This is a genomic window from Marinobacter sp. UBA2498 (assembly GCF_002341575.1).
In the GTDB taxonomy this organism is placed as follows: domain Bacteria; phylum Pseudomonadota; class Gammaproteobacteria; order Pseudomonadales; family Oleiphilaceae; genus Marinobacter; species Marinobacter manganoxydans.
In genome coordinates this window covers 4,285-6,682 of record NZ_DDOI01000117.1, presented here as the reverse complement: position 1 = coordinate 6,682, position 2,398 = coordinate 4,285, and the positions used below count along the sequence as shown (strand labels likewise).

Annotated in this window: 2 protein-coding genes; one reads left to right on the top strand and one right to left on the bottom strand. The window is 59.8% G+C overall.

Going from position 1 to position 2,398, the window contains the following annotated elements; translation table 11 throughout:
• A partial coding sequence (locus B2W52_RS16170) for an acyl-CoA dehydrogenase family protein (RefSeq protein ID WP_286803741.1) occupies positions 1–775 on the bottom strand: 775 nt, incomplete at its 3' end.
• A gap of 183 nt (positions 776–958) precedes the next feature.
• Between B2W52_RS16170 and B2W52_RS16165 the strand changes: the two genes are divergently transcribed.
• Positions 959–2,320 (top strand): hypothetical protein, encoded by a 1,362-nt coding sequence (locus tag B2W52_RS16165; protein WP_053115515.1) that lies wholly within the window; start codon positions 959–961, stop codon positions 2,318–2,320.
• Positions 2,321–2,398: the final 78 nt, after the last annotated feature.

Below are 2,398 nucleotides of genomic sequence, written 5' to 3'. Positions count from 1 at the left end.
CGGCGCCCAGCGAGCCCCAGCTGATGCCAAAACGGGCCTTGTTAAGGCAGCTGAACGGTCCTTTCAGTCCCTCCACCTCAAGGTGGTTCTCTTCCGGAACGAACACCTCGTCCATAAAGATGGAGCCGGTTTCCGATGCGCGCAGGGAAAATTTGCCCTCAATCTTTGGGGTGTCAAGGCCTTTGGCGCCTTCGCGCTCGATCACAAAACCGTTCACCTTGCCGTCCAGTTTGGCCCAGACTACGCAAACATCGGCAATCGGGGAGTTGGTGATCCAGGTTTTGGAGCCACTCAGCAGGTAGCCTCCGTCCACTTTCTTGGCCCGGGTTTCCATGCCGCCTGGATCGGAACCGTGATCAGGTTCAGTCAGGCCAAAGCAGCCGACGTATTCGCCGGAGGCCAGTTTGGGCAGGATGCGTTTTTTCATCGCTTCCTTGCCGTAGGAATAGATCGGGTACATCACCAGAGAAGACTGAACGCTCAGGGCGGAGCGGTAGGCCGAGTCAACCCTTTCCACTTCCCGGGCAATCAGGCCGTAGCAGACATGGTTTAGCCCCGGCCCACCGTATTCTTCCGGCAGGGTCGCGCCCAGCATGCCGAGTTCGCCCATCTGGTTGAAGATAGAGCGATCGAACTTTTCATGTCGATTGGCCTCGGTGATTCCGGGCATCAGTTGCTCGTCACAGAAGCTGCGGATGCTGTCTTGGACCTGGCGCTCGGTTTCGTCCAGTTGGGCGTCGAAACCCAGCAGGTCATTCCAGGGTGCGGAAGCCATTGTTTACTCTCCTGAAAGCGAATAGTTAAAGCCCAGCGCTAGGGGCGAGGGGCCAATCTGTGCTATCTTTGTGTCAACGGTGTTTCATTAAGCGAAACACAGTTTTGTAATTTGCTTACGAAAGACTAATCCGGGTGTTATGGAAATGCAAGCGGTGTTCAAGCCTGACCAGGTGCCCCCGTGTTGAGTGGCATGCTCCAGTGGTTGGTGTCCATGGCGGTGGTTGTCGAGCTGGTGGCCATTTGCCTGGAGAGCCGCGAGCTCAGTGCTGTAGCGGGGGGTATGTTTGTATCTGCCTTTTTGGCTGGGGCCGGTCGCCTGCAGGGGTACGCCCGGATACTGCTGGTAATCGCCCTGCTGGTGCTTGGCGGCTTCGCCTGGCGCGGATCTCTCGACGCCGGGCAACTGCTGAAAGCGGCGTCTGACGCGGCCTTCTATTCCGCGTTTCTGGGTAGCCTGGGCTTGATGCAGTGCCTTGTGCGCCGGTTCGAGGTACTGCGCCGGATTCACGATGTGCTGCTGGGTGGAAAGCCCATACTGCTTTATCCCAAGTACGCCCTGGTCAGTTGTGGCGTAGCCACGGTTCTGAGCTTTGGCATGATGAACCTGTTGTGCGGAAGCCTCTCTGAAACACTGCGTGAGCGCGGTATCAGCGGCGAGTCGCGCCTGCAGTGGTTACGGAGCGTTCTGATCAGTGCCCTCAGGGGCTTTGCCCTGGTGCCGCTGGTGGCGCCCACCAGTGTGGCGGTGGCGATTCTTACCCGCGAACTGCCGCAACTCAGCTGGTCACAGCTGCTGCCATTCGGTCTGGTTGCGGCGCTTCTGATGGTGCTGATTGGCTGGGTGCTGGAACAGCGGCGCTTCCGCAAGGTCAGCAGTGAGCGCATCGCCGTTGAAGGCTGGTTGCCGGGCACCGGGCGCCTGCTTGCGCTGATCCTGGTGGTATTCACGGTGATGGCGGGCCTGGTGGCGACGACCGGTTTCAAGGTGTCGGTGGCGGCTATGTTGTCGGTGCCCACCGTTACGCTGCTTTACATGCTCTGGCAGGAGCGGGCGCTCATGCCGGTTTTGAAGGAGGGTGTGGGCCAGGTATGGGCCATGCAGAACGAAATGGCCATTTTTGCCGCCTCTGCCATCCTGGGAGTGGCCCTGTCTGCTGTCATTCCAGCGGATGCGCTTGCCGGCCTTGTCGCCACTGGTGGCGGCGTGTTCCTGGTCGCCGTTGTTGGTATGCTGATGATGCCCATGTTCTCCATGATCGGGATCATTCCCATCACGGTCCTGAGTGTTCAGGCTGGTTTGCTGCCCCAGTTGGTGGCCGAAGGGATGGAGCTTTTGCCGGTCGCCGTGGCACTGGTTATCGGCTTCTCCCTCGCCATGATGCTGTCGCCTTTTGGCCCCTCGGTGATGTTGCTGGCCCGCTTCGGGCAGATCTCACGATGGGTGGTGGCGTTCCGCTGGAACGGACTGTTCGTGCTGATTGCGCTCCCGGTGCTGCTGGTGCTGACAGCGCTGGTGGCATGGCTGGCACCCGGCCTTGCCTGACGAGCGGGCGTGGCCGGTGCCGTTGTGTTCTGGTGCCAGAGCTCAGTAACCCCGGTCAGTATCTACAATGCCGGAAAT